Below are 21,954 nucleotides of genomic sequence, written 5' to 3' on the forward strand. Positions count from 1 at the left end.
AAGTAAATTCATACCTGTTCCAACCGAGTTGGGCACACGGTCGCTTGGTAATTCTTAGCGGCTGCTCGGTCTGGTAAACCTGATATGGAACCCAGTACCTTTACACCTCGAATCGTTGAAACGAGGTACGAACAACTGCCCCTTCTACCGGGGCTGGCGAAGCTGCTGAAGGAACGGGTCAGTGAACCCGAGCTGAAGGTGGTAATCGGCGAGAAGGACGAGAACGGGGATTGGTGTATCGACGAGAGTCTTGAGGCGTACCTCTGGTATCCGGGGGGATCATCACAGACGTGCATCTCCGAGGTTATCTGCGACCCAGAATCGACTGACAACTACGACATGGACGTGTCGTACTACCAGATCGATTACCACGCCGTTCCGCTCTTGCTGAAAGGCTACAGCGAGTTGATGCAGCCGCAAGAGAGGGCCGTTCTCATCACGCAGATCAACAACTGTCAGCTACAGGAGTGGCTGACCGAGAACGGCGTCTTCTGCCGATCCGAACGGATAATTGAAGAAATACGACAGAATGAAGCTATACGTAACAAACACGGTAACGCAGTGGAGCGAACAGCACAACTGCCAGACAGTGACGCTGTACGGTCGGACGACTGAGGGAATCGCGGATTCGATTACGATCTACGGGTTCAATCCCTACTTTTTCGCGCCGAGTCACGAAGTGCGTAGCCTGAAGGATTCGCTCTACACGAATCAGGCTGTCCTCAAGTTCGATGTTGACGGCTACGAGAGTTTGTTCGGCGAGCCGCTTGGACGGATTGAGGTGCGAAAGCTCTGGGATCTCGAGGAAGTGGCCTCTCTCTTCAGCCGGACGTACGAAACCGATGTGTGGTTCACGGCCCGCGCCCGGATCGATCTGGGGATCTACACGGGCGTCGAGGCCCCATCTCGGTTCTGCCACTACGAGGAGATTGACCCGGTGGACATGAAGGTAGAGCCTCGAGTCGTGACGTTTGACATTGAGACTGACGATCGGGGCGACTTCCCCGAGATGGGCGAGAAGGCGATCCTCTCGATCGTGGCTCACGACAACTACACCGACGAGTATCACGGCTTCATCGACTTAGCGGGGCGTTCCGTAACAGATGTGTTCCCGAATGGGAAACCCGAAGGGCTGACCGCACTACACTTTGATCCCGACGAGCGATCGATGCTCGAGCGATTCGCCGATTGGATTCAGGAAATCGATCCAGACCTCTGGACGGGGTGGAACATAGAATCGTTCGATATGCCATATCTTGTGGCTCGAATGGTGCGGCTGGACATTCCGCCGTACCGCCTGAGCCGCAACGGAACTGAGCGTAAGAACAACGTTCGGCTGAAGGGCCGCCACGTTCGGATCAAGGGGCAGACGATCTACGACATGCTGCCCGCCTACAAGTCTACCAAACGCGGGGAGCTGCGATCGTACTCACTGAATGCGGTCGCTGAAGAGGAACTCGGCGAGCAGAAGATCGATCACACGGGCGAGTCGATCTACGAGATGTGGTGCAACGACGCCGACAAGCTGATGCGCTACAACGCGATCGACGTACAGCTCGTCGTGGAAATCGAACGCGAGTGTGGCGTTCTGGCGTTCAAGGGAGCGCTCCGCGATGAGGTCGGTGTCGACTTCGAAGGGACGGTGAACAACTACCAGTTCATCGAGATGATGACCCGGCGGAAGCTCTACGAGAAGGGCGTCGTCGCTCCCGATGCCGAGTTCGTCGAGAAGGAAGAGAAATACGAGGGAGCGTACGTGTTCCCGCCGTACACGGGCGTTGCGGAGAACGTCGTCGGGATGGACTTGGCTTCGCTGTACCCGTACACGATGGCGATGCTGAACGCAAGTCCCGAGACGAAGTTGCCGTCGGGTAACTTCGATGGCCCGCACTCGAGGCCGCCGACTGGCGCTCGCTTCCGTCTCGACGTAGATGGCATCTTCAAGGAACTCGTTGACGACGCGATTGCGCTCAAGGCTGAGTACAAGAAGCTCCGAAACCAGTACGAGGCAGGCACCCCGGAGTACGAAGAATACAGTGAGAGATATGATGTAAGTAAGACAATAACTAACAGCATCTACGGTATTACGGGGTGGGAGCGCTTCTTCCTGTACGACGAGGCTGTCGCCGAGTCAACGACGCTGATGGGTCAGCAGGTCATCAAGGCCACGCAGCGGTACATCAACGATGAAACGGTTGGTGAAGTGATCTACGGAGATACCGACAGCAACTATGTTCGCTTCCCCGCTCACTGGTCGAAGGAGCGCTGTCTCGAGGAAGCGCAGAAGATTGCGGAAGCGCTGAACACCGAGGTCTACCCGGCTCTCGCAGAAGAATACGGGATTCCCCCCGAGGACAACCTTTGGGAGATTGAGGTCGAGGCGTACATGGAGCGGTTCTTCCAAGCGGGGAAGAAGAAGCGCTACGCCTACCTCTGTACGTGGAAGGACGGCAAGGACTGCGACCCGAAGGTGTCGATCACGGGCTTTACTCGGAGCGACATTGCCCTGCTCACGAAGGAGTTGCAGGACACAATCCTGAAGAAGATCCTTGAGGGTGCGACCGAAGCCGAGATCGGCCAGACGATCTACGAGGCGGCGAAGGAGATCAAGCCCACGGGGTCCGACCTCGAGCGTGTGGGAATCCCCGGTGGCCTCTCGAAGCCGCTCGAGGAGTATGCGTGGACGAACGGTACGCCGAAGGACGCTCATCCGCGAGCGGCGTGGTTCGCGAACGAGCTGTACGGAGAGAACTTCGGCAGCGGATCAAAGCCGAAGCGGGTCTATGTGAAGCCCTACACCGTGGACGGGTTCGAACACGAGATCGACGTGCTGGCGTTCGACGATCCTTCGACCGTTCCGCAAACGGTGACGTTGGACACGACGAAGATGAACGACAGTCTGATCGTGAAGCCGCTGCGGACGATCCTCGATGCGGTGGATGTGAACGTTGACGCAGCACTGAAGAACCAGCTCCAGACCGGCCTCGCGGCCTTCATGTAAACTCAATTGTAAATATGGAAACAGCTTGGAAAGTCGAGGAAACCTGTCCTCGATGTAACGACGACAGCGATGTATGGGTGTTCGAAAAAGACGAAGGTGCGAAGGTGAAGAGGTGTTATACGTGCCACTCGTGTGGTTGTGAGTGGTCAGAGATGGCGGAACGTAGTTAACTAAAAAAGAGCGGCTTCATTTAGTATCTACCAGATGCCCCGATTCACAGTAGGCGACCGAGTTCGGGTGGATATTCCGAACGAGGTAGACCCGGATCATGACCGCTATCACGGTCGGCATGGGACTGTCGTCGAGATATTCGAAGATGATGCAGCTGAGGAGACGGGGCGGGAACTGGATGCCTTCTTATTCACTATTGAGTTCGACTCGGAGGACACGATGGATTTCCGAGGTCGAGACTTGCGACCACCCCTCGAATGAGATTTTAAGTACGAGAACGCGCCGAGCCAGCCATAGGATGGTCCGACACCCACAAGATGATCTCCTGATTGCGGAAGCGTTGGTTAGACACGCTCATGATCTTGAGGAAAGAGAACCGCTTCGGGCTGAACGAGCATGGGTGTTAGCAGATAGGTTTGCTGCACAGCATGGGCTAACGCTCGTTGATGCAATGGAACAAATTGAATAAAATATTTTCTTACTCTTCGACAGCTTTCTCAACAGTCTCGATCTCGTCGGGGGTTAACCCATACAGTTCGTAGACAATTTCATCAATCAACTTGTCTGTCTCTTTTATATTTCTTTCGAGTTCTTCGGCTTGGGATTTTGTTTTGGTATAACTTTTCAATCCTTGCCGGACGTCACCGATTGCAGGTAGGGTGAGTTTTTTGAGACGATCAATAAGTGAGTTTGTCTTGGTAGCAGTCTCCCTGAAGTTAGCAAACCCACCTGCTTCGTCTACAGCGACAGGAACAAAGGCCTCAATCAGGTCAGCCTCACTTTCTGTGATGTTCAAGATTCGAAGTGCTGGAATAGGGTCGGTTTCAGTGTACCCCCACTGATCTGTTTCGTAATCATCTTCATTTTCTGGTTTATAGCGAGCTGTGAGTTCGATTGTGATTGATGTAGATGACTCACGAATAATCTTAGCAGTACCAATTCGAAGGTTTTCACGTTCATCAGCAGTTTCACTGAGAATTGAGTCAGCTGTTCCCTCCACTGGTTGAACCAGACCGATTTCAGAAAGTGATTTTCCTTCTGAGTATGACCCAATATGGTCCAACAGAGATACATTAAGCTGGTCTAATCTTTCCTGATAGTTTAAAATATCATTTACCGCATCTCGCATGGAAGCAGGCAAATTATTGACTGGTATTGATATCGGATTTAAATAGTCGGTTTTATATCGATAGTAACCACCTCGAAGGACCGTTCCCGTACACATTATATAATACCACACTAATTTTGAGTTTATAATACCCAGTATTTCATTGGACTTATCTTTGTACTCATCCTCCATAATGGGACTATAGACTGTGGTTGAATGGAATAAATTACCGTCTTTGTCGTATGTTGCACCACCTCCTTTTGATATCTCTGGAATTAATATTTTCTCCCTTTTAAACTGCTGTGGTGACCGGGGCCGCCAATGTGAATACCACGGGTCATAGACATGGTTTTCACTTCCTCGGTTAATTAGCTCCGTCTGATGTTGGTTCAAATATTCATATGCTAAAGGAAATCGCTCGCTGAGATTTTCTTCGGGTATTATGTCACCGTTTCGATCATATGGGTAAAGGATAAACCTCTTTGATGATATGCTCGCATATCGAGATACTGCATTTCCTCCAATATATGGCTCCATGAGTTTTGATTCAATTTTAACAGTTTCTTGGAGAGATTTTGAATAGCCCTCAACATATCCCTCTTTGACCGTACAATCATTTAATACATAAATATCATCAGCACTTGTTTGTATTCCCACAAATATTTGCTCAGATATTTCATCTATGCTCTTTCCTGTATTCTCTATTTTATCCAATATTTTACTTTCATCTTTAGACATTAAGTTCCATTTTTTGTTTGGGTGAATATCAACTTCTGTGAACGATAGATTGTTGATTTCATTTGGCTTGTTACTTTTCTTACTATATTTCACACAACCTGTATTCTGCCCTTTTGATAGGAATATTAAGCATGTGTATGTCGATGCACCGCTGAACACCTGATTCTGACCAAAATCAACTATTTTTCGAAGGCTATTTGATTCCGCGAGATATTCTCTGAGTGCTGCTCCGGCATTGGATTCAAAAAACTTGTTTGGTAAGATATACCCAAGGTGATTATTCGTTATTTCACTCCCCTTTTCAACAAATAAGCTATATAAGTCATACCTCTGCTCTGATGTTACGTATTGTGAATCATAGAATTTTTTGTATTCGTTTGGTATGTTTTGTATTTTAACGTATGGGGGGTTTCCAATTACTGCATCAAATCCATCATCAGTTTTATTCTCTCCATTCTCGTTAAAGAAAACTTCGGGGAATTCTAATTCCCAATGAAAGAACGTCTCTTGTTTTGCGAGGTCTTGGGCCGATTTGAACCAATCCTCATCTCGAATTTCCTCCCATTCATCTTCATTCTCTATTGTATTCGCCATTCGTTCATAAACGCCGTTAGGCACATCAAGATCAAATTCTTCAGCTGTATGGACGTTTGTCAATTCGAATAGCCTCTGGTAGAAGGGATCTTCATGGATCTCGTTATATATTTCTTCCATTGATTTGATATCTTCGAGTGTCTCGTTATCAATCTCCAACAGTTCTTGCATGAGATCCATTACATGGTCTAAAGTGCGTTCACGTACAAGAGCAAACGATTGCTGGAGTGTTAGTTGTCCACCATTCTCCTCGGTATCGTCCGATAGTACTTCTGTAACATCCGACCCTATGAGTGAGTTCCCAGATTTTAAATGGTGGTCAAGAAAAGCTAGTGGTCGATCCGCTGCTAACGTTTCAAGCCACATTGACAACTTAGCGAGTTCTACGGCCATCTCATTGAGGTCCACTCCGTAGATACATTCTTTGGCAATTTCCCTACGAACGTGCTGTTCATCGAAAGCTACCCCCATCTCGGACTCGACTTCGCGAACCTCGTTCATCACCTGTTCTGCAAGATAGCCTGTGGCACGAGTCAAGAAATGGCCGCTGCCCATCGCGGGATCAAGGATTTTCAGCTGTGTAACCCGCTGTAAGTATGGACCTATATACTCTTGAGTTCCCGGTTCAAACCCTTGCTCAATCAGGTCCTCACGGATCTCGTCGAGTAGCGGATCGATCGTTTCCTCAACAATATATGTGACTACATGGTCTGGTGTATAATATGCACCAGTTGCCTTTCGCTCACCTTCATCGTTGACAACGTATAGGCCGCCTTCTGGAACGGTTTCAACCGCTTCCGCTACGGTTACATCAGTGGCAGGCTTCCAAACCTGTCCACTGTCCTCTGCAACCGCTGCGTAATCCTCTGGCGCTATTCGGAATTGATGTTCAAGCAATCCCTCGTAAACGCTACCGAGGTGACGAGTATCGAGGTCTGCGTAATCTGCCAGAACATATCGTCCTTCGTCATTCTCGGTTGTAGATAGTCGATAAATGACTTCTGCAAGATAACGGTCGTTGACTTGATTTTCACTAAGGAACTGGTTTTGCTCCTCATTGAACAATCCACCATTGTATGGTGGGATACCCAGCGATTCTTCGCCTTTATCTACGAGGTGGAAGAGATTTTGGAGCCGGTTCCAGATTGTTGTCGAGTACTCACTGTACTCGGACTCAAATCCATCATCAACCTCGCCGATCATCTCGTGGATCCCGAGGCGTAGTTCGTCCAAGCTAAAGTTTTGTTCGTATTCGCGGACAGCTTTCTGTCCTTCGGGGTGGATAAGACCTCGCGCTTCGGCATAGAGCACGAACATAAGACGATAGAGATAGACCAGTGATTGGTTCTTCAACTGAGATAGTTCCTCTTCGTTATCGGGATCAATATCGAGATCGTTGGTCTCTACCAAACCACGTCCAAGGAGCCGGAGAGCTGTGAAAACATTGTCCTGTAGATCTTCTCCAAGCTCTTGAGCCGCTGTCTCACTCTCGGACCAAACTGCATCAAGGAAGGTTGTACCGCCTGTCTCCTGAAATGCCTCCGGGCGGAAAAAGAGATAGAAGTACTTGAATTGGTCAAGATCACCGTGCTCAAGGAGTTCGGGAAGGTCAACTTCATAGTAAGTTTGCGTCTCGTAGTCTTTGGTTCCGTAAAGCCGCCACTTGCGACCGTTAGTAAGAATGCCCCACTGAATAGATTCGGGAGTTCGTTCAAGATAGTGTTTAATCTGGTGAGAAGCGTTTCTGTATGGTCTTTGCTCGCTAAAACGCTGAGAGAAATCAGCGTCCCACTGTTTGGCTTCAAGGAGGCCGACTCCGCGACCGAAGAGGTCAGAAGTATCTTGGGTGTCTAAATAGACCGATGCAGCATCTCTCCGTGCCCCCTCGCTTTCAAAGAGGAGTATATCTACATATCCCTCGCTCTCAGGTAGCGTCGTTTCGACCTGCGTTCCGAATCCAAGAATATCGATAACTTTGGAGATCCACTCGTCGATCAACGCATCTTCTTTATAGCTCTTGAGCAGGTCTCCCTCTAATTCGTATAACGACTGAAGCTCTCCCATGACCTCTCTCGCCTTTTCGTCACAGTTCCATTCTTCTCGTAGCTCAAGGCGCTCGTCGAGATAGTGACCCGAAAAGAGATTCGAGTTCTGATACGGACGATTGGAGAGTGTCGCTTGACTCATTCGTAATACTGGTAGGTACTTCAGTCAAAGGTCATGTAATTATTGGATTGCTATCTTTTTGTCAATTCCTGACAATTTGCCAAATGGATTGATGACCGATAGTTATAATATATTCTAGAATCTAACTTATGGTAATGCTCAAATCCAAAGCCCTTCTCGTAGTTGATGTTCGCCAGCTAGCGCTGATCTACGAAGAGATGGGTAAGCTCGAGGAAGACGAGGGGGTGCATCCGAGTCGGCGGCATTCCGCGAGCAAATTACGGAAGGAGTGCGGAGTTTTACTCGGTCAGGAAGAGCCGGAATACAATTAGTGGATCCCGGACTCGTTGAACGGCAAGTGTATTTTTGTCCGCGAACGTAGCCTATTATATAGTCTCGACTCTTGTAATCTTCCGCGTACACCGAAGGTCGCGGCAAGTTTAGGAGTTATCGGCGTCCTTTGCCGGTAATTAAGCAGAGAGCGCGAAAACGCTCCCGGCGGACTCAAGATCCGCTCCCGTAGGGGTTCGTGGGTTCGATTCCCTCCCCTCGCATCGCAGCGAAGTGCACGATCGCACGGAGCGAGATGCAGGAGGGAATCGAATCAGGGAGCAGGTTTCCTGCGACCGTGGTTCGATTCCCTCCCCTCGCACTGACCACAGTGCGGCAAGACGGAGCGTCTTGCCCTCGCGCATTCTGGCGATGATGGTGAACGCGGAGTCGCCGACTCGAGCGTCCCGTCTCGCCATCGAGTTTATTCTGGTCGCCGGCTAATCGGACGTATGAGCGTCATCGCGGAATTCTCCGTTCGGTCGGACGATTTCGCCCTGAACCGCGCACTCACGGCGGCGCCGCACATGGTCGTCGAAATCGAGCGCGTGGTGGCGACGATGGAGGACCGAGTTATGCCGTACTTCTGGGTTACGGGCGGCGATCACGACGAATTCGAGACCGCGTTCGCGGCTGACGAGACGGTGCAGACCGTCGCACACATCGACTCGGTAGAGGACGCGCGGTTGTACCGCGCCGAGTGGACCGAGAACGTCGAGTCCATCGTTTACGCGTACGTCGAACTGGGGTCGACGATCCTGCAGGCGGTCGGGCGATCCACACACTGGGAACTGCGGATGCGGTTCGACGATCGCGACAGCCTGACGACGTTCCAATCGTACTGCGCCGACAACGGCATTTCCTACGAACTCAACCGGATCAAAGAACAGGAACAGCCGATGGCGAGCGCTCAGTACGATCTCACGCCGAAACAACGCGAGACGCTGCTCACCGCGCTCGAGGAGGGCTACTACGAGGTGCCCCAGAACGTGACGATGAGAGAACTGGCGGACCAAATGGACGTCTCCCAGCAGGCGCTCTCGAAGCGGTTCCACTCCGCGCACCGGAACCTCATCACGAGCACCCTCACCATCAGCCATCCGGACGACGAATGAAGTGCGTCCGACGGAGTCGTCGGTCCGCCAAGACGGGGTAGTCAATACAACCCCCATCCTCTTCGACCGATGCGCCTAGCCTTCGGCTATGGCCGCACCCCGTTCCGCACGACCGATCGACGGCGAGTTCGGTGTGCCCGCGCGTGGCCGCCGTCGTACCGCCGCAGGAAACCTCGTCGCGTACGAAACGCCGATCGCCCTCGCCGACGTGGCCGTCGACGCCCTTCAGGTGGTGAACGGTGGGATGCACCGCGGAGGCTCGGCCGAAACGGTGAACTCGAGCGTTCTCCTCCACAGCGCCGTCCCGAAGCTCGGCGACGGCGACCACCTGCGCTGCACCCTGGCGGGCGACCCGATCGAGTGGGAATCGGCGTTCGAGCGCCTCGAGGGCCTCGGGTCCAGATCCGAGGGGGACTGACGTGTCCGAACACTCGTCGAAGATGGACGAGCGCGAGAAAGTGGCCGCCCGGTGCTCGGACTGCGGGGCGGTCTACTCCGCGTGGATCCTCTCGGACGGCACCGTCCACCTCATCGGACGGAAAGACGGCTGTCGGTGCGGTTGCTCTACGTTCGAAGCGATCTCGATGTGACTCCGAACCGGATTCTCGGATTCCAGTGGCGACTAGACGGCTCCGACGGCGGTGGGCGGTTCTCGGGTGAACGCGGCCGCTCGAGGCGACTTCTGCACCATTTTGTTGTGCTCCGTCTGGGATTTGAACTACGCCCAGACGTGCTCGCAGCGCTGCGCGCGACTGGTTTAATTCAAATCCAGGGTCGCATTTGCTGCTCACGAGTTGTTCGCAGCAAGATGCTCCGTCTGGGATTTGAACCACGCGTAGACGGTCCTACTCGCTCACAACGTTCGCTCGCAGGCTGCGACTTCTCTCCTTCAAATCCCAGACCGTGCGCGCTTTTCTTCGCTCCACTCCGCGATGCTACGTTTCGCTCGAAAAGTGCTCCGTCTGGGATTTGAACCCAGGTCATCGGCTCGAAAGGCCGAAATGATTGGCCGGACTACACCAACGGAGCCCGTATCTGGGCATTGCTCCAGGGTAATAAAAAGCGTTCCGTTCTGGAACCGCAGTGCGACAGAAACGCACGCCGCTTCGCCTCCACGTCAACGTTTTTGAGGCCCCGTGCCAAGACTCGAGCATGAGATACGCCCGATTTCGAGATCCGGCCGGTGCCGTGCGACGCGGGACCGTCGAGGACGGCGCCGTCCACTTCGCAAACGAGAGGTACGACCTCGAGTCCGACGAGATCGACGTCCTGCCGCCCTGCGAGCCGTCGAAGATCGTCTGCATCGGGAGAAACTACGCCGACCACGCCGCGGAGATGGACTCCGACGTGCCTGATCGGCCGTTGCTGTTCCTCAAGCCGCCGAACACGGTCGCCGCCCACGGCGATACCGTCACCGTCCCCGCGGGGAAGGATCGAATCGACTACGAGGCGGAACTTGGCGTCGTCATCGGCGAGCAGTGTCGCCACGTCTCCGAGAGCGAGGCGATGGACGTCGTCGAGGGGTACACCTGCGTGAACGACCTCTCGAACCGCGACGACCAGCGCCAGGAGCAAAACTGGATCCGCGGGAAGGCGTTCGACGGCGCGGCGCCGCTCGGTCCCGTCCTCGCCACCCCGGACGAGGTGCCCGACGACGCCTCCGTCGAGAGCCGAGTCAACGGTGAGACGAAACAGAACGGGACGCTCGACCAGCTCATCTTCCCCGTTCCGGAGCTGATCGCCGAGATCACGACCTACCTCACCCTCGAGCCCGGCGACGTGATCGCCACCGGTACGCCGGAGGGGGTCGGTCCGCTGTCCGACGGCGACGAGGTCGAGATCGAGGTCGAGGGCGTGGGGACGCTCCGCCACTCGGTGCGGATCCCCTGAGCGGCGTTCCGATCGGTTCCGACCCGGCGACTCGAGGGGCGAACGCTTTTCGGCCGCCTGAGCGAACGGGAGGACGAGTTCGATTCACATGACAGTCCACTTCGGCGCGGTGACCGTCGACTGGCTCGGCCTCGCGACCGTCCGCCTCGAGGGGCGAACCGGCACCGTGGTCTATTTCGACCCCGGTCCGGAGGAGTACGGCGTGCTCGACGGGTACGAGCCGCGGGACGGCGACCTGGTGCTGGTGAGCCACGATCACCACTACGATCCGGACTCGATCCGACGGGTGGCCCGCGACGACGCGGTGGTGCTCGTCCACGAGTCGATCGACGCCGACGGGATCGAACGGCTCGTCGACCAACCCGAGTCCCTGCCGTATGACGTCGAACGCGTCCGCGCGGACGAGGGGTTCGTCCTCGGACCGCTCGACCTGTTCACGACGCCGGCGCACAACGACCCGGACGGCCCCCACGTCGACGAGAACGGTGAACCGCACCACCCGCCGGGACGCGGCTGCGGCTTCGGCGTCACGATCGACGGCGTCTGCGCCTTCTGGCCCGGCGACACGGACGCGCTCGAGTCCCACGAGGAACTGGCCGTCGATCTCTTCCTCCCGCCGATCGGAGGGACGTTCACGATGGACCGCCACGAAGCGGCCGCACTGGTCGGTCGGATGCGGCCGGACCTCGTACTCCCGGTCCACTACGACACCTTCCCTGCGATCGCCGCCGACGAGGAGGCGTTCGTCGTCGACGTCGCGAGACGCAGCGTCCCGGTCGTCCTCGAGTCCCCGCATCGAGACTGATCCGTCGGTCGCCGGTTCGGGCGCCGACCCGCGGGGGAGCGGCAAACGGGTAAGGTATCTAACCGCTCCGAACCGTTATTCTGGTGCCCCCTGTTATCTCACCCATGAGTGGTGCCCGCGACGGCGGTCCAGTCGACGCGGAGCGGTGTGAGGAGTGCGCCGCGCCAGTCTCCTCGTCGATGCGGTACTGTCCGTCTTGTGGCGCGCGTCAGGTACGGTCCACCGACCAGCGGGCGCGCCGCCACCGACGGTCGACTCTCGGCTCCCGAACCCGATCCGCGGGAAGCCGGACCTCTCGTTCGACCTCGGCTCGGAGCCCAGAATCCGGACGTGAATCGGCCTCGAGACACGTCTCCGCGGTCGATCGCCGAACGCTCGAGCGGCGGATCGCGAACGAACTCGAGGAGGGGTGGGAGCTCGAACACGACTTCGGCGACCACGCCGTGCTCGTCCGTCGATCGTTCGGCCCGACGGGCACGCACCTGCTCGTCGCGTTGATCACCGTCTGGTGGACGATGGGCCTGGGAAACGCCCTCTACGCGGCGTACCAGTATTTCGGCAACGCCGAGCGGAAGGTCGTCCGACCGGACCGTACGGCTCGAGTCGAGTCGTCGGATCCGTCGGGCTCCTCGAGCGAACGGGCGACGTCCGCCGACCGGTCGTCGCCCGCCAAACTGATCTTCACCGTCGGCCTCCTGTGGCTGTTCGGCCTGGCGCTCCTCCTCGAGGGATCGCTGCTCGTGAGCGGGTTCGGCGTCCTCCTGTTCGTCGTGGGTGCGGCGATGATCCCCTCGGTTCGTCGACGGGTGCGCGACCGGGATCCGATCACAATCAACGGGCGTGCCAAATCCGTCGAGGAGCGTCGGGTGGCGTCGCCAGACCGGCCGTGTGCGGTCTGCCACCGGTCGATCGACGAGGGGGTCGAACGCACCTACCGGGAGGTGCTCACGTTGTTCGGCGTTTCACTCGTGACCACCGAACGGGGAGAGAACTACTACTGCGACCACTGCGCGGGGCTGGATCGCGGTTCATCCCCCCGCAATCGGGGTCACGTCGACGGGATCGGAGCCGAACTCGACGAACCCGTTTCGGACGAAAAACTGCCGGAGGGTTCGACGGATTCGACGGGGGAGTCGGGGACCGAAACGGACGCCGTCGGCGAACCCGAGTTTTCGGCGGAGTGAGGGGACCGACGTCCCTCAGAAGACGCCCATCTCCTCGAGTCGCTCGGGGAGGTAGGTGTCGGTGACGAAGTCGAGGCCGTACGAGGCGAGCGACTGCTGTTCGGACTTCTTCTCGATCTCGAGTTGGAGTTCGATCTGTTCCTCCCAGTAGTCGGTCTGGAAGCGGGGGTCGGAGAGTTCGCTCTCGAGGGCGTTCTTGTCGGAGTCGCTCAGCGGGTCGGTCGGGAGGTCGTACTCGACGATGTCAGCGGGCTGAATGCCGATGAAGTCGGCTTCGGGGGTCGCGAGGTACTCCGAGAGGTGAGCGGACTTGATCGAGCCGTAGGCGACGGAGCCGTAGATGCGGTAGGACCACGGGTCGCCGTCCGTGAAGACCGTGACCGGCAGGTCGAGTTCGTCGTGGAGGCGCTTCGTGATCCGTCGGGTCGCACGGGCGGGCTGACCCTTGAGGTGGACGATCAGCGCGCCGTACTCCTCGTCGAAGCCGTTCTCGACGAGTCGGTCGCGCATCCCGCCGGTCTCGACGCAGAGGATGAACTCCGCGTCGGAGTCGAGGAACTCGATCGTGTCGGGGTTGTTCGGGATCTGGTAGCCGCCCTCACCGACGTCCTCCTGGCAGTGGATCTCGCGCTCGCCGCGGCGGGTCTGCTCGCGCAGGTGCAGCGGGCCCATGATCGTCGCCCCGGACTCCTCCGGGCGCATGTGGAAGTCCTCGCGGGTGACCTCCGAGACGATCTCTAAGTCCTCGATCAGCTGGTTCGACTCGTCCTGGTCGTTGAACTGCGCCTCGTTGTTGTCCCAGCTCTCCGAGAGGTAGTACAGCTCACGAAGGGTGGACGAGCGGTCCTGCTCGAGTTGCTCGGTGAGGAACTCGATGGTGTAGACCGCCTTGAGGAGCTTCCGGGCCCCGCGAACCGAGTTCGCCGAGCGCGTCGAGGTCCGGTCGCCGTAGACCCAGACGCCCATCTCCTCGTCGTACTCGATGTTGTTCTTCGTCCGCGTCGGGACGGCCATGTGAGGGATCTCCCCCAGTTCGAACTGGTCGTAAAACTGTGCCGCGAGGTCGATCAGGCGTTCGCGAGCCTGCTGGTCGGAATTTGCGCTCATTGTATCAGTTGGTGACGGTGAGTTTCTCGCTCTCGACGCCCTTCACGTCCAGATCGAACGATGCCTCCTCGTCGACGTCGTACTCGAGGACGGCCTCGTTGCCGCTCGAGACGTCGGCTTGCCACTTCACGAACCACTCCCCGTCCATCTCGACGACGGAGGCGCCGTCGGAGAGGTTCCGCGGCTCCGCGGAGACGATGTCGGTTACCTCGAGTGATTCGTTCGTGCTCGAGTGGTTCTCGACGACGACTTTCACGTTCGCGCCGTCGCCGTTCTCCTCGAGGTGGCGCTCGACGAGGACGTTGTTCATGATCCGGGCGATGGCGTCGTCGATGTCGGGTTCGGGTCTGCCGGTGACCTCGGCGACCTTCTCGGCCATCTCGGGGAGGATCTTCCCGAGGACGTTCTGCTTCTTCCGGCGCTGTTGCATCGAGCGGCGCTTGTTCAGGTAGCTCTTGAGGTCGCGGGCGGCCTCCCGCACCGCGAGTTCGATCTCGTCTTCGATCTCGGGGACGTTCGCGACGGCGTCTTTCGACTCGCTCGTGAACGGCACGTTCGTCGAGGCGACGTGGATCATGATGACGGCCGGCCCGTTGGGCAGGCCGGAACCGCCGGGCTGGTCGAGGCCGTAGTTGCGCCACCCGATCGACTTCACGACGTCGGTCGTCGCACACGCCCCGCGCTGGTAGACGAGGGGGACGCGGTTGGCGAAGCGGAGCACGTCGACGCTCCCCTCGGCCTCGAGTTCGCCGCCGTAGGCGATGCCGGCCTCGACGACGAACGGATCGCCGCCCGACACGCCGGCGTCGCGGGTCGCGGCCGCGTAGAAGTCCGCGTCGAACTCCTTCTTCAGCCCCGCTTCGATGAGGTCGTCGGAGATGGGCGAGAGACACCGCGTCGGGGGCGCCATGATGTCCGTGTTGCGCATCCCCTCGACGAGGTCGGAGGTGGCGTCGCGGTCGCCCTCGAGTTCGCGCACGAGCGGCGCGTCGTCGGGGACCGTGCGCATGACGCTCCAGACGGCCTCGGTGACGTTTTCGCGGGCGGTCTCGCCGAAGGTGACCTCGTCGTACTCCTCGGTGAGTTCCGCCGCGCGGTCGACGTGGGCGCGAAGTTCCTTGTGCGTGAGTCGGTGACGGCGGTCCTCCTCGTCGGCGAACTTGCCGGCCAGCCGCGTCGCGAAGGCGTGGATCACCTCGTCGTCCTTCCGGGTGCTCGTGGCCTCGTCGGCCAGCGCGTGGAGGGCGGCGACGAGCCGCGACTCCTCGGTGGCGCTCTCGTCGCTCGCGTCACCGTCCTCCTCGGCGGAGAGCCCCGTGATCTCGAGCCACGCCGCTTCGACGGCGTTCTCGCGGACGGTGTCGCCGAAGGTCGTTCCGTGCTCGGATTCGACGTGGTTGGCGGCGTTTCCGACGATCTCGCGAAGTTCGTGGTGGGCGATCCGCTCGCGGTTGGACACCGTGTCGGCGACGGTGTCCGCGAAGTCGCTCGTGGCCGCCGCACCCTTGTTCGCCGTGGCCGCCTCGACCGCCGCCGCGACGTCGACGCGCTCGTTCGCGTCGGGGGTCACCCAGGCCATCTCTCGGCCGAAGTGGCGGTCGCGGAACTCGTCGATGATCGACTCGGCGGTCTTCTTCCCGACGCGGGTGAACTCCTCCTGGAGGAAGCCGGAGATCGAGTGGGAGTCGGTCGCCGAGAGCATCTTCATCACGGTGCCGAGTTCGACGCCGTGTGGGTGCGGGCGGATCTCCTCGGTCTCCTCGGGGAGTTTGTCGGTCGCCCGCTCGAACTTGAAGTGGGCCTTCGGCTCCCGAAGCTCGAGACGCGCGTGGGGGTTGACGACCGCCGTGTGCTTGATGTAGTCGTGGAGTTGCTGGCGGGCGCGCATGTTCGCCTCCATCTCGAGTTCGATGCGCGTCCCGTGGGGGCGATCCCAGGTCGTCGTCCGATCGACGCTGATCTCGGGTTCGTTCTCGTCGGTGTCGACGATCAGTTCGAAGTACTGCGCGTCGGCCGACCCCTGGGTTCGGCTGGTGATCTTGGCGGGCTTCCCGCTCGTGAGCTGGGAGTAGAGGACGGCCGCGGAGATCCCGATCCCCTGCTGCCCGCGGGACTGCTCGCGCGCGTGGAAGCGAGAGCCGTAGAGGAGCTTCCCGAAGACCTTCGGCAGGGACTCCTTGGTGATCCCCGGCCCGTTGTCCTCGACTATCAGCTTGTAGTAGTCGTCGACCTCCTGAATCTCGACGTAGATGTCCGGGAGAATGCTCGCCTCTTCCGCGGCGTCGAGCGCGTTGTCGACGGCCTCCTTCACGGCCGTCACGAGGCCTCGAGCGCCGCTGTCGAAGCCGAGCATGTGCTTGTTCTTCTCGAAGAACTCGGCGATGGAGATCGATCGCTGGCTCTCCGCCAGCTCCTCCGCGATCCCCGGCTCGTCGCCGAGCGTCGACTGCTGGAAGGACGTCATTACCGCTACGGTAGCGCAGGGGACCTTAAAACGTTCCCGCTACCTCGGTGGAAGTGAAAGAGGGAGCGCGTCCGATCGAGTGTTACCGGATCGTGTCTGTGAAACGACCATATTTCGGCAGGACGATTCGTCGCCATGGGTGCCGTACCGCCGAACTCAGCGAAGCGGAGCCCGACCCGTATCGTCCTCCGATCGTCCCGTCCTGCGATTGTGACGTTCGGACTGCTCGTCGGACTGGAACTCCAGTACTTCCTCGGGGAGCCGCTCGAAGATTTCACGCCCGGCTGGTTCGACTCGTGGTTGCCCTTCGTCGCCGCGGACCGCGTCCTCGCGCTCGTACTCGCGCCAGTTCACGCGGTACTCGACGTGTTCTACGAGGGGTTCGCCCCCGACGGGGTCGCGCTGGGTCTAACGCTCTGTTATTATCTCCTCGTCTCCGCTGTGGTGGCTTTCCTCTACGGTCGAGTGACGAACGGACCGTGACAACGTGTCACTGTATGAACGTGAGGGTCTGATAAGGGTTCACGCGCTCGCGCGCGTGCGGGAGTTTTATTAGGAACCGGACGCTATCCGAAAACAGGTTTTCATGTCTCAAGAAAGCGAGTACGGAGCCGGACAGATCCAGGTCCTCGAGGGCCTGGAGGCCGTGCAAAAGCGGCCGGCGATGTACATCGGTTCTACGGATTCTCGAGGGCTTCACCACCTCGTCTACGAAGTGGTGGACAACTCGATCGACGAGGCGCTGGCCGGATACTGCGACGACATAACCGTTACCATCGGCGAGGACGGGAGCGTCACGGTGTCCGACGACGGCCGGGGCATCCCCGTCGACACCCACGACGAGTACGACCGCCCCGCGCTCGAGGTGATCCTCACGGTTCTCCACGCGGGCGGCAAGTTCGACAACAAGTCCTACCAGGTCTCCGGCGGCCTCCACGGCGTCGGCGTCTCCGTCGTCAACGCCCTCTCCGAGCGGCTCGAGGCGACGGTGAAGCGAAACGGTGGCGTCTTCCGCCACGTCTTCGAACGCGGCGAACCGGTCGGCGACATGGAGCGCGTCCGCGACATGGAGCCGGACGAGGAGACGGGCACCCAGATCCGCTTCTGGCCGGACGGCGACATCTTCGATGCGACCGAGTTCTCCTTCTCGACGCTCTCGAACCGCCTGCGGGAACTGGCCTTCCTCAACTCGGGCGTCCGGATCACCCTCCGCGACGAACGCGAAACCGAGGAGGACGGCTCGTTCGTCGAGGACACCTACGAGTACCAGGGCGGCATCCGCGAGTTCGTCAGGTACCTGAACGAGACGCGGGCGCCGATGCACGACGACGTCATCTACTTCGAGGACGAGGAGGATGGGATCCAGGTCGAGGTGGCGATGCAGGCCACCGAGGAACTTCAGGGCTCGATCCACGCCTTCGCGAACAACATCAACACGCGCGAGGGCGGCACCCACCTCACGGGATTCAAGACGGCGCTCACGCGCACCGTCAACGACTACGCCCAGAACAACGACCTCCTCGACGACTTAGAGGAGAACCTCAAAGGCGAGGACATCCGTGAGGGGCTAACGGCGGTCATCTCCGTGAAACACCCTGACCCGCAGTTCGAGGGCCAGACCAAGACCAAACTCGGCAACGGCGAAGTTCGGGGCATCGTCGAGAGCGCGATGCACCAGGGCCTGGGAACCTACTTCGAGGAACACCCCGATACCGCCCAGGCCATCGTCCTCAAGGCCGTCGAAGCCGCGAAAGCCCGCAAGGCCGCGAAGAAGGCGGAAGAGTTGACCCGGCGCAAGTCCGCGCTCGAGTCGACCTCCCTCCCCGGAAAGCTCGCCGACTGCCAGACCAAAGACCCCGACGAGGCGGAACTGTTCATCGCCGAGGGTGACTCCGCGGGCGGCAGCGCCAAGCAGGCCCGCAACCCCGAGTTCCAGGCCGTGCTCCCGATCAAGGGGAAGATCCTGAACGTGGAGAAACACCGCCTGGACCGAATTCTGGAGAACGACGAGATCCGGAACATGATCACCGCCATCGGCGCGGGGATCGGCGACGAGTTCGACGTCGACGACATCCGGTACAAGAAGATCATCATGGCGACCGACGCCGACGTCGACGGGGCCCACATCCGGACCCTGCTCCTGACGTTCTTCTACCGGCACATGCGCCCGCTGCTCGAGGGGGGCTACGTCTACGCGACCCAGCCGCCGCTGTACCGGATTCGCTACCGCGGCGAGACCTACGACGCGATGACGGACGCCGAGCGCGACGAGATCGTCGAGGAGAAGTGCGACGGCAATCCGACCCAGGTCCAGCGGTTCAAGGGGCTGGGCGAGATGAACCCCGAACAGCTCTGGGAGACGACGATGAACCCCGAGAACCGAATTCTCAAGCAGATCACGATCGAGGACGCGGCGGCGGCGGACAAGATGTTCTCCGTCCTGATGGGCGACGCCGTCGAGCCGCGAAAACAATTTATCAAGGATCACGCTCCGGAGGCGGAGTGGATCGACATTTGAGCGGAAGACGAGGCCGACGTAACACATGAGTTCAGACGTACCCGATCCGACGGACGTAGAGGCACGGACGGTCGAAAACGTCCGCATCGAAGACGAGATGGAACAGTCGTACATCGACTACGCGATGAGCGTCATCGCGGGGCGGGCCCTCCCGGACGTCCGGGACGGCCTGAAGCCGGTCCACCGGCGCATCCTGTACGCGATGCACGAGATGGGCGTCACCTCGGGGTCGTCCCACCGTAAGTCCTCGTCCATCGTGGGCGAGACGATGGGTGACTACCACCCCCACGGCGACAGCGCAATCTACGACACGCTCGTGCGAATGGCCCAGGACTTCTCGATGCGCTACCCCCTCGTGGACGGCCAGGGGAACTTCGGTTCGATGGACGGCGACCCGGCGGCGGCCCCGCGATACACGGAGGCCCGGATGTCGGCCATCGCCGAGGAACTGCTCGAGGACATCGAGAAGGACACCGTCGACTTCCAGTCCAACTACGACGACCGCAAGCAGGAGCCGATCGTGCTCCCCTCGGCGTTCCCGAACCTGCTGGTCAACGGCTCCTCGGGCATCGCCGTCGGGATGTCGACGAACATCCCGCCGCACAACCTGGGCGAGGTGATCGACGCCACCGTCGAACTGACCGACAACCCCGACGCGACCGTCGAGGAGTTGATGGAGCACGTCAAGGGGCCGGACTTCCCCACGGGCGCCAACATCGTCGGCCGCGACGCCATCTACTCGGCGTACGCGACCGGCCGCGGCCGGATCCGCGTCCGCGCGGAGTTCGAGGTCGAGGAGTGGAAGAGCGGCCGCGAGCGCATCGTCGTCACCGAACTCCCCTATCAGGAGAACAAGGCCCGACTGGTCGAGCGCATCGCGGAGGACGTCAACGACGGGGAGATCGAGGGCATCTCCGACCTGCGCGACGAGTCCGACCGCGACGGCGTCCGCATCGTGATCGAACTCAAGCGGGGCGCCAACACCGAGATCGTCAAGAACAAACTGCTCGAGAACCACCTGGAGCGGACGTTCGGCGTCATCAACCTCGCGCTGGTCGACGGCCAGCCGCGCGTGCTGACGCTCAAGGAGACCTTAGAGGAGTACATCTCCCACCGCCGGGAGGTCGTCCGCCGGCGCAGCGAGTACGACCTCGCCGAGGCCGAGGACCGGGCACACATCCTCGAGGGGCGCCTGAAGGCGCTCGAGAACGTCGACGACGTGGTCGAGTTGATCCGCAACTCCGAAGACCGCTCCGCGGCGAAGGAGGGGCTGCGCGAGGAGTTCGACTTCTCGCAGGCCCAGGCCGAGCACATCGTCCGGATGCAACTTGGCAGCCTCACCTCGATGGAGGCCGCAGAGATCGAAGACGAGTACGAGGAGGTCCAGGCCGAAATCGAACGCCTCACGGCGATCCTCGAGAGCGAAGAGGCGCTGTACGGCGTCATCAAGGAGGAACTCCGCGAGGTCAAAGACGAGTACGACGACGACCGGCGGACCTCCATCGTCGAGGACGAGGGGACGGTCACCCACGAGGACCTCATCCCGGAGGAGGACGTCCTCGTCGTCATGACCGAGGACGACTACGTCAAGCGGATGCCCGCAGACCGGTTCGACCCCCAGGGTCGAGGCGGCAAAGGCATCATCGGCGCGGACGTCAAGGAGGGCGACCGCGTCTCGACGGTCTTCCGGGCCAACACCCACGACTACCTGCTGTGCTTTACGAACCACGGTCAGGTATACCGGCTCAAGACGTACGAGATCCCGGAGATGGGCCGGACGGCCCGGGGCAAGTCGGCCGTCAACATCCTCGACCTCGACCCGGGCGAGGACATCACGGCCATCGTCGACACCGACGCCTTCGGCGACGACGAGTACGTGACGATGGTCACCCGGAACGGCTACGTCAAGCGGACCGCCGGCGAGGAGTTCGACAACATCCTCTCGACCGGCATCATCGCCGCCAGCCTCGAGGAAGGCGACGAACTCGTCGACGTCGAGGTCACCGACGGCTCGACGGATCTCGTGATCGCCACCGAGCAGGGGATGACGATCCGGTTCGACGAGAGCGAGGTGCGCGCGATGGGGCGCAACGCCCGCGGCGTCAACGGCATCAAACTCCAGGTGGGCGACGCCGTGGCGGGACTGGTCGCGACCGACGAGAGCGACGACCGGGCCCTGTTGACGGTGACGAGAAACGGCTACGGGAAACGGACGCTCCTCTCGGAGTACCGAACCCAGTCGCGGTACGGCAAGGGGCTGATCGACATCAAGGCCAACGAGCGGAACGGACCGGTCACCGCCGTCAAGGCCGTCGAGGACGACGACCACCTCGTCGTCATGAGCGAACGGGGCCAGATCATGCGCACGCGCGCCGGCGAGATCTCCGAGGTCGGCCGGAACACGATGGGCGTGACGGTCATGGACGTCGAGGCGGGCGACGCTGTCGCGAGCGTCGACGTTATCCCGGCGGCGTCGGTCGACGACGCGATGCGAGACGAAGAGTAATCACGACACCGTCGGAATTCGACGGACGACCCGTTTTTGGCGACGAAAGGACGTTCGGTCAGCGACTGTGCTGGCACGACGAAGACGGCCGAGTACGAACGGGACGGCGTCGAGTCCGGGCGACGGACAGACAGAGAGCGTCCCGGAACCGATGTGACGGACGGCAGAAAAACGGCGCGTTCACCCTCGAGATCGATCGCCGAATGCGCGTCGGCGATCCGACGGTCGGCGCTGCGGACCCGTTCCGTCGGCGGCGG

16 protein-coding genes and 1 tRNA gene are annotated in these 21,954 nt (G+C 59.4%); 13 read left to right on the top strand and 4 right to left on the bottom strand.

Annotated elements, in window-relative coordinates; translation table 11 throughout:
- Nucleotides 1-84 precede the first annotated feature (84 nt).
- From RJT68_RS10180 to RJT68_RS10190, 3 genes are all read left to right on the top strand, one after another.
- Complete coding sequence (locus RJT68_RS10180; protein ID WP_407040248.1) at nt 85-615, top strand: hypothetical protein; 531 nt, start codon at nt 85-87, stop codon at nt 613-615.
- The gene (locus RJT68_RS10185; RefSeq protein ID WP_407040249.1) at nt 590-3,001 is read left to right on the top strand and encodes a DNA polymerase domain-containing protein; all 2,412 of its coding nucleotides are present in this window, start codon (nt 590-592) and stop codon (nt 2,999-3,001) included. The genes RJT68_RS10180 and RJT68_RS10185 overlap by 26 nt, the downstream gene beginning before the upstream one ends.
- A 204-nt stretch (nt 3,002-3,205) precedes the next feature.
- Nucleotides 3,206-3,433, top strand: coding sequence for a hypothetical protein (locus RJT68_RS10190; protein ID WP_407040250.1), 228 nt, complete (start codon nt 3,206-3,208; stop codon nt 3,431-3,433).
- Between the two features lie 217 nt (nt 3,434-3,650).
- Here RJT68_RS10190 and RJT68_RS10195 read toward each other — a convergent pair whose 3' ends face one another.
- Entirely contained in the window at nt 3,651-7,799 is a 4,149-nt protein-coding gene (locus RJT68_RS10195; protein ID WP_407040251.1) for an Eco57I restriction-modification methylase domain-containing protein, read from the bottom strand.
- 134 nt (nt 7,800-7,933) lie between these two features.
- Here RJT68_RS10195 and RJT68_RS10200 point away from each other — a divergent pair, with 134 nt between their 5' ends.
- From RJT68_RS10200 to RJT68_RS10215, 4 genes are all read left to right on the top strand, one after another.
- Nucleotides 7,934-8,110 carry a hypothetical protein gene (locus RJT68_RS10200; RefSeq protein WP_407040252.1) on the top strand — a complete coding sequence of 59 codons (177 nt, stop codon included), beginning with the start codon at nt 7,934-7,936 and terminating at the stop codon, nt 8,108-8,110.
- Nucleotides 8,111-8,560: 450 nt separating this feature from the next.
- Complete coding sequence (locus tag RJT68_RS10205) at nt 8,561-9,223, top strand: helix-turn-helix domain-containing protein (protein ID WP_407040253.1); 663 nt, start codon at nt 8,561-8,563, stop codon at nt 9,221-9,223.
- A gap of 88 nt (nt 9,224-9,311) precedes the next feature.
- Nucleotides 9,312-9,641 (top strand): hypothetical protein, encoded by a 330-nt coding sequence (locus tag RJT68_RS10210; RefSeq protein WP_407040254.1) that lies wholly within the window; start codon nt 9,312-9,314, stop codon nt 9,639-9,641.
- 1 nt (nt 9,642) lies between these two features.
- Nucleotides 9,643-9,813 (top strand): hypothetical protein, encoded by a 171-nt coding sequence (locus RJT68_RS10215; protein ID WP_407040255.1) that lies wholly within the window; start codon nt 9,643-9,645, stop codon nt 9,811-9,813.
- A gap of 364 nt (nt 9,814-10,177) precedes the next feature.
- Here RJT68_RS10215 and RJT68_RS10220 read toward each other — a convergent pair.
- Nucleotides 10,178-10,252: transfer RNA gene (locus tag RJT68_RS10220), tRNA-Glu, on the bottom strand.
- 123 nt (nt 10,253-10,375) lie between these two features.
- Between RJT68_RS10220 and RJT68_RS10225 the strand changes: the two genes are divergently transcribed.
- From RJT68_RS10225 to RJT68_RS10235, 3 genes are all read left to right on the top strand, one after another.
- Nucleotides 10,376-11,113, top strand: a complete 738-nt coding sequence (locus tag RJT68_RS10225) for a fumarylacetoacetate hydrolase family protein (RefSeq protein ID WP_407040256.1) — start codon at nt 10,376-10,378, stop codon at nt 11,111-11,113.
- Between the two features lie 88 nt (nt 11,114-11,201).
- Entirely contained in the window at nt 11,202-11,918 is a 717-nt protein-coding gene (locus RJT68_RS10230) for an MBL fold metallo-hydrolase (protein ID WP_407040257.1), read from the top strand.
- Nucleotides 11,919-12,022: 104 nt separating this feature from the next.
- A complete protein-coding gene (locus RJT68_RS10235; RefSeq protein ID WP_407040258.1) occupies nt 12,023-13,102 on the top strand; it encodes a zinc ribbon domain-containing protein in 1,080 nt (359 codons plus the stop codon).
- A 15-nt stretch (nt 13,103-13,117) separates the two neighbouring features.
- On the opposite strand, the gene RJT68_RS10240 is transcribed toward RJT68_RS10235, so the two are convergent.
- Nucleotides 13,118-14,209 (bottom strand): DNA topoisomerase IV subunit A, encoded by a 1,092-nt coding sequence (locus tag RJT68_RS10240; RefSeq protein ID WP_407040259.1) that lies wholly within the window; start codon nt 14,207-14,209, stop codon nt 13,118-13,120.
- A 4-nt stretch (nt 14,210-14,213) separates the two neighbouring features.
- Complete coding sequence (locus RJT68_RS10245; protein WP_407040260.1) at nt 14,214-16,673, bottom strand: DNA topoisomerase VI subunit B; 2,460 nt, start codon at nt 16,671-16,673, stop codon at nt 14,214-14,216.
- A gap of 210 nt (nt 16,674-16,883) precedes the next feature.
- On the opposite strand from RJT68_RS10245, the gene RJT68_RS10250 reads away from it, so the two are divergent.
- From RJT68_RS10250 to gyrA, 3 genes are all read left to right on the top strand, one after another.
- The gene (locus RJT68_RS10250; RefSeq protein WP_407040261.1) at nt 16,884-17,156 is read left to right on the top strand and encodes a hypothetical protein; all 273 of its coding nucleotides are present in this window, start codon (nt 16,884-16,886) and stop codon (nt 17,154-17,156) included.
- Between the two features lie 103 nt (nt 17,157-17,259).
- Complete coding sequence (gyrB, locus tag RJT68_RS10255; protein ID WP_407040262.1) at nt 17,260-19,191, top strand: DNA topoisomerase (ATP-hydrolyzing) subunit B; 1,932 nt, start codon at nt 17,260-17,262, stop codon at nt 19,189-19,191.
- Nucleotides 19,192-19,216: 25 nt separating this feature from the next.
- Nucleotides 19,217-21,697: a DNA gyrase subunit A gene (gyrA, locus tag RJT68_RS10260; protein WP_407040263.1), complete on the top strand. Its 2,481-nt coding sequence runs from the start codon at nt 19,217-19,219 to the stop codon at nt 21,695-21,697.
- Nucleotides 21,698-21,954 lie beyond the last annotated feature (257 nt).

It is taken from the genome of Halovalidus salilacus, from assembly GCF_031852275.1.
Taxonomy (GTDB): Archaea; Halobacteriota; Halobacteria; order Halobacteriales; family Natrialbaceae; genus Halovalidus; species Halovalidus salilacus.

Bases quoted from the DNA above. Each gene is read 5' to 3' on its own strand.
- RJT68_RS10180 (WP_407040248.1), top strand. From the start codon at position 85: ATGGAACCCAGTACCTTTACACCTCGAATCGTTGAAACGAGGTACGAA.
- RJT68_RS10190 (WP_407040250.1), top strand. From the start codon at position 3,206: ATGCCCCGATTCACAGTAGGCGACCGAGTTCGGGTGGATATTCCGAAC.
- RJT68_RS10195 (WP_407040251.1), bottom strand. From the start codon at position 7,799: ATGAGTCAAGCGACACTCTCCAATCGTCCGTATCAGAACTCGAATCTC.
- RJT68_RS10200 (WP_407040252.1), top strand. From the start codon at position 7,934: ATGCTCAAATCCAAAGCCCTTCTCGTAGTTGATGTTCGCCAGCTAGCG.
- RJT68_RS10205 (WP_407040253.1), top strand. From the start codon at position 8,561: ATGAGCGTCATCGCGGAATTCTCCGTTCGGTCGGACGATTTCGCCCTG.
- RJT68_RS10210 (WP_407040254.1), top strand. From the start codon at position 9,312: ATGGCCGCACCCCGTTCCGCACGACCGATCGACGGCGAGTTCGGTGTG.
- RJT68_RS10225 (WP_407040256.1), top strand. From the start codon at position 10,376: ATGAGATACGCCCGATTTCGAGATCCGGCCGGTGCCGTGCGACGCGGG.
- RJT68_RS10230 (WP_407040257.1), top strand. From the start codon at position 11,202: ATGACAGTCCACTTCGGCGCGGTGACCGTCGACTGGCTCGGCCTCGCG.
- RJT68_RS10235 (WP_407040258.1), top strand. From the start codon at position 12,023: ATGAGTGGTGCCCGCGACGGCGGTCCAGTCGACGCGGAGCGGTGTGAG.
- RJT68_RS10240 (WP_407040259.1), bottom strand. From the start codon at position 14,209: ATGAGCGCAAATTCCGACCAGCAGGCTCGCGAACGCCTGATCGACCTC.
- RJT68_RS10245 (WP_407040260.1), bottom strand. From the start codon at position 16,673: ATGACGTCCTTCCAGCAGTCGACGCTCGGCGACGAGCCGGGGATCGCG.
- gyrB (WP_407040262.1), top strand. From the start codon at position 17,260: ATGTCTCAAGAAAGCGAGTACGGAGCCGGACAGATCCAGGTCCTCGAG.
- gyrA (WP_407040263.1), top strand. From the start codon at position 19,217: ATGAGTTCAGACGTACCCGATCCGACGGACGTAGAGGCACGGACGGTC.